At 66.3% G+C, this 4,791-nt stretch carries 2 protein-coding genes; both read right to left on the bottom strand.

Features of this window, described 5'->3' with window-relative positions:
- Positions 1 to 424: 424 nt before the first annotated feature.
- Complete coding sequence (locus MRBLMD1_RS05460; protein WP_364398055.1) at positions 425 to 3,475, bottom strand: glycoside hydrolase family 2 TIM barrel-domain containing protein; 3,051 nt, start codon at positions 3,473 to 3,475, stop codon at positions 425 to 427.
- Between the two features lie 90 nt (positions 3,476 to 3,565).
- Entirely contained in the window at positions 3,566 to 4,573 is a 1,008-nt protein-coding gene (locus tag MRBLMD1_RS05455) for a LacI family DNA-binding transcriptional regulator (RefSeq protein ID WP_364398053.1), read from the bottom strand.
- Positions 4,574 to 4,791: the final 218 nt, after the last annotated feature.

Below are 4,791 nucleotides of genomic sequence, written 5' to 3'. Positions count from 1 at the left end.
TTACATACATAATCGGTATCAACAAACTTGGCACACTATTGAGTTCTCAAACAACAGACACACCCGGCACCACCCAAACCAACGTTCAGGATCGCTCCGGAGCAACTTTTCAAACTTACCCGATCCCACCCGGCTTTGCAAACCACGTTTCCGTGACCCAAAACCTCCAGGATCAGCCCCCACCCAACAACAGCACGCACAAAAAGCGAACCATTTTCCAGGCCGTTCAAAAAGGGGGGTTGGCCGCTATTTTTCCGCTTCAGCGGCGGCGACTCAGAAAACAATACCCGCACACAACCCCCACCGCAAATCGAACCAAACCCTACCCCAGGGGCCTCCTAAACCCCGGAATACCGCGGTTTTTGGCTGCTTAGGCGGGGGTTTCGGCCCCTCCGGCGCCAGTTTGCCGGCTTTATGGAGTGGCTCACATCTGCTGCAGGCCGTTCCCGGTCACCCGGAGGACCACGTCGAAGGCCGCCGTCCGGGGCTTCAGGCGGTATGGCTCCAGCACGCCCGGCCCGCACGCTGCTGTGCCCATACCCCTCATGGCATGGTCAAGGTAGATGTAGGTGCGCCCGTCCGGAATGAGATCCGGCCTGTGGGTTGCTGCTGCCAGGGCCTGCATGCTGTACGGCCGGACTGTCAGCGCAAAGGGCGTACCGGAAACGTGCAGCTCCCTGCCACCCGTGCTCAATACCGCGGACCGCACTCCTGACCGGGCCCCCGACTCCTGGGGACGGACGTACTCCACATCCAGGCCGGTGAGGGGCAGCTCGAACCATCCTGTCCGGGTGCCCTGCCCGGTGTCCGGGTAACTCTGGTGCGGGCCCTGGCCGAACCAGCCCACGGTGGTTGTCCCGGCGCCCAGCACAAGCTCCAGCCCGATCCGAGCCCACTCCACCTCAAAGCCGGCGTTGACCCACTCCCCTACCGGCGTGACATGGGTCCGCAATGCCAGGGAGCCGGCCCCGCTGGTCCACTCATAGTCGACCAACACTCCGAACTGCTTGTCCGCCGCCCCCATGCGCGTGCTGACGCGAAGGTGCTCGCCGCCGTCGGGCGTTGTTTCGGCGCTGATGCCAAGCAGGCGGGTGTGCAGCCGGTCGAGTCCCGCCTCCTTCCACTGGGTGGCAAGGGGCCGCTCGTCCGCGCTTCCCCACTCCCGGCCAAGGTCGTTGTCCGTGGGTGCCCACCACAGGACCAGGCCCAGCTTTTCCACGGGCAGGCCCCCGATGCAGGTGGGCATGCCGGTGGCCCGGTCGAATACGGCAGGACCCAGCCGGAGTTCCTGGTCGGTGACGTCAACCGGTTCTTCGGCCGGCGGCATGGCGGGTGGCTGCACCGCCCTGACTGCCTGCCCCCACGCCACCTCATGGCCGGCAGCAGCCCAGGCAGTGTCCGAGGCAAGTACGGCACTGACCGTGAGTACGGCCGGCTGGCTCTCCGGCAGGCCCGCCACATACCGGGCCACCTCTGCCGGCAGCTCCACGACGGCCTGGGACTGCGGTGCGAGCGGCGGAACTGCCACCGATCCCTCCAGCTGCGTGCCGCCGTCGTCCTCCACCTTGTATTGGAATCGCAAGGCGGATGTGTCGGCAAAGTCCTGGCCGTTCCGCACGGTGAAGCCGGCCCAGGAGCCTGCCACCCCGATGTGCAGCGGTTCAATCACCTTCTTGAAATCCAGCAGGCCGGGGCGGGGGTTGCGGTCGGCATCCACCAGCCCGTCCGTGACGAAGTTCCCGTCGTGGATCTCCTCACCGAAGTCCCCGCCATAGGCGAAGTGGTGGCCGCCGCCAGGGGAGGGGACGGTGATCCCGTGCTCAAGCCACTCCCAGACGAAGCCGCCCATAAGCCGGGGATACTGTTCGAACAGCTCCTGGTACTCGCTCATGCCGCCAGGCCCGTTGCCCATGGCGTGGACGTATTCGCACAGCATGAACGGCATGGCGCGGCGCCGCGCATCGAGTGCGGCATCCTCCAGGGCCGGTTCAATGCCCCGCCCGATGAGCTCCGTCTCGGCCTGGCTGGCGTACATCCGTGAGTAGACGTCCACGTCTGGCGAGGACCAGTCACCTTCGTAGTGGATGGGACGCGACGGATCACGGTCCTTGGTCCAGCGCGACATGGCCGCCAGGTTCCTGCCGGTGCCCGCCTCGTTGCCCAGCGACCACATGATCACCGAAGGATGGTTTTTGTCCCGCTCCACGGTCCGCTGCATCCGGTCCACCAGCGCAGCCTCCCACCGCGGATCATCGCTGGGGTTTTGGGCCCAGCCGGCGCTGTGGAAGCCGTGAGTTTCAAGGTCGCATTCAAGAACCACGTAGAATCCCAGCTGATCCGCCAGCGCAAGGAACTCGGGGTGCGGCGGGTAATGCGAGGTTCGGATGGCATTGATGTTGTGCTGCTTCATCAACCGCAGCTCGGCCTCCACCACATCCCGCGGCACCACGCGACCAAGCCGGGGGTGGTGCTCGTGGCGGTTTACGCCGCGAAGCAGGATCCGCCGGCCGTTCACTTTGAACTGGGCGTCCTCGATGGTGATGCTCCGGAAGCCCAGCTGCAGCGAGACAGTCTCGCCGGGGGTGCTGACAGTGGCGTCGTAGAGGCGTGGGATTTCAGCGGACCAGGGCTCCACGCCGGGGATTTGCTGCTCCACCCCGGCTGCCAGCTCGAGGCCAAGTTCCGGAACGCGGACGACGGCGTCAATCGCCTGCCCCGAGCGGGTCACCTCAACGCGGAGTGAGCCGGCGCCCGTTCCCGGATGGTAGCCCGCGTGGACAAAGACATCGTCGATCCCCTGCGCCGGCCGGCCCTGAAGCGTAACGTCCCGGAAGATGCCCGGGAGCCACCACATGTCCTGGTCCTCCACGTAGCTCGAGGCGGAGAACTGGGCCACCCGGACCGCCAGGGTGTTGGTGCCCTCGACCAGGACGCCGGAGACGTCGAATTCGTGGGCCAGCCTGCTCCCACGGGTAGTCCCCAGTTCCACCCCGTTCAGCCACACGGTCCCGGCCGATTCGATGCCATCGAACCGGAGCACGGCGTGCGGGAGGAACTCCGGGCCTGCCTCAAAGGCCACCAGGTGGTCGCCGATGGGATTGGCATCCGGCACGTGCGGGGGTTCCACCGGGAAGGGGAACTGGACGTTGGTGTAGGCCGGAGAGCCGTGGCCATGCATGTTCCAGCTCGAGGGGACGGGAAGGGCAGTGAAGCCGGACAGCCCGGTGCCGCGCTGCCACCCGTCGTTGGGTGCGGTCCGGATTCCGGGGCTCAGCCGGAACTGCCATTCCCCGTTCAGTGAGAGCCTGGGCGCGTCGGATTCGAGGTACGCCCGTGCTGGAAGGCTTCCCCGCCCCGGTGCCGGCGAGGCCAATTCCTTGGCCTCCGCGGCACCAAGATCCAGGAAGCGGGAGGGGGCCGTGGCTGGGGCGGCGGAGCCGTAACCGGCAGTTCCGGCTCGGTTGTGCAATGGCATATGTCTTCCTTGGCGGGGAGGAGTACGGTACGTGAACGTTCACGGCGCTGCAGAAGAAGCCTAACCGTTCGATTTCCATTTGAGTAGGGGTCAGGCGGACTGCCGGCGGACAAGCTGATGCCGGAGGGTCAGGAAGGCCTCGGGGCTGCGGTCCTGGACTGCGCCGGAAAGCAAGCTGTCCACGAGTCCGACGGCGGCGCGGCCCACCGCGCGAAGGTCCAGCGAGAGGGTGGTCAGCTCAGGGGTGAGCAGCTCCCCGAGTGGTATCCCGTCCATGCCGATGACCGGACAATCGTCCGGGGCAGACCTGCCAGTTCCCTGGAGCGCCTTCAGTGCGCCTGCTGCCATCAGGTCGTTGAAGGCGAGAATGCCGTCGACGCGCCCCCCGCCCGTCAAGAGCAGGGCGATGGCCGATTTGGCAGCGGCCGCGGACGGCTCCGCCGGCAGGCGGGTGAGGTGCACGCCTGCCTGTTCGGCCTCGGCCGCTGCTGCCGCGCTGCGGCTGCTGGCGTTAGTGCCTTGGTCCGAGTCCAGGAAGATGATGTTCCGGCAGCCCCGGGACGACAGGTGCCTGAGGGCGAGCCGGGCAGCGTGACGGTAGTCGAAGGAGATTCCTCCGGCGGTGTCCGTGCCCGGGTAGTCGATGGCGACGACGGGGCGCCGGCCCATCAGCGCCTGCGCTTCATCGGGGTGCGGCGCAAGGTAGCCGATCAGCGCGTCCACTTGGGGCGCAAGCCGGGCAGCGGCAGTTACGGCGCTGCCGGTGCCATGGCCGTAGTCGTCCATCACTACGTTCCAGCCGCGCTCGGTGGCAGCCTCCACCACGCTGGAGGCGAAGGCCGGAAAATAGGGGTTTGTCAGGTCCGGGATGGCGAGTCCTACAGAAGTCCGGGCGCCCTGCACCAGGCCCTTTGCAAAGCGGCTGGGGATGTACCCCATTTCCGCCGCAAGTCCCTGGACCCGTTCCCTGGTTTCCCGGCTGATGCCGGCCATGTCATTCATGGCGCGGGTCACGGTCTGGCGTGATACACCGGCTGCAGCTGCCACATCCAGGATGGTGGCCCGCTTGCCCCTGGGTCCTTGGATCTGGGGGGTCATAGACGGTAAGTCTAGGCGGCTGAGCCACATGCGCCAGTAAATGTGGCTGGTGAGCGCGGGTTTTGGGGGCCGTACCTGATGGAGCAGCCCAGGGGTGTTTTGTGTGTTAAATGTGGGAGGCCCCAACCGTGTGGTTGGGGCCTCGACCATTAATAGTTGTTCCGGCGGTGACCTACTCTCCCACACCCTCCCGGGTGCAGTACCATCGGCGCTGTGGG

This window comes from Pseudarthrobacter sp. LMD1-1-1.1, assembly GCF_040676255.1.
Classification (GTDB): Bacteria; Actinomycetota; Actinomycetes; order Actinomycetales; family Micrococcaceae; genus Arthrobacter.
The sequence above is the reverse complement of the archived record's forward strand: the minus strand, read 5'-3'. Positions and strand labels throughout refer to the sequence as shown.

Excerpts from the sequence above, each read along its gene's own strand:
- MRBLMD1_RS05460 (WP_364398055.1), bottom strand. The coding sequence starts at position 3,475 with ATGCCATTGCACAACCGAGCCGGAACTGCCGGTTACGGCTCCGCCGCC.
- MRBLMD1_RS05455 (WP_364398053.1), bottom strand. The coding sequence starts at position 4,573 with ATGACCCCCCAGATCCAAGGACCCAGGGGCAAGCGGGCCACCATCCTG.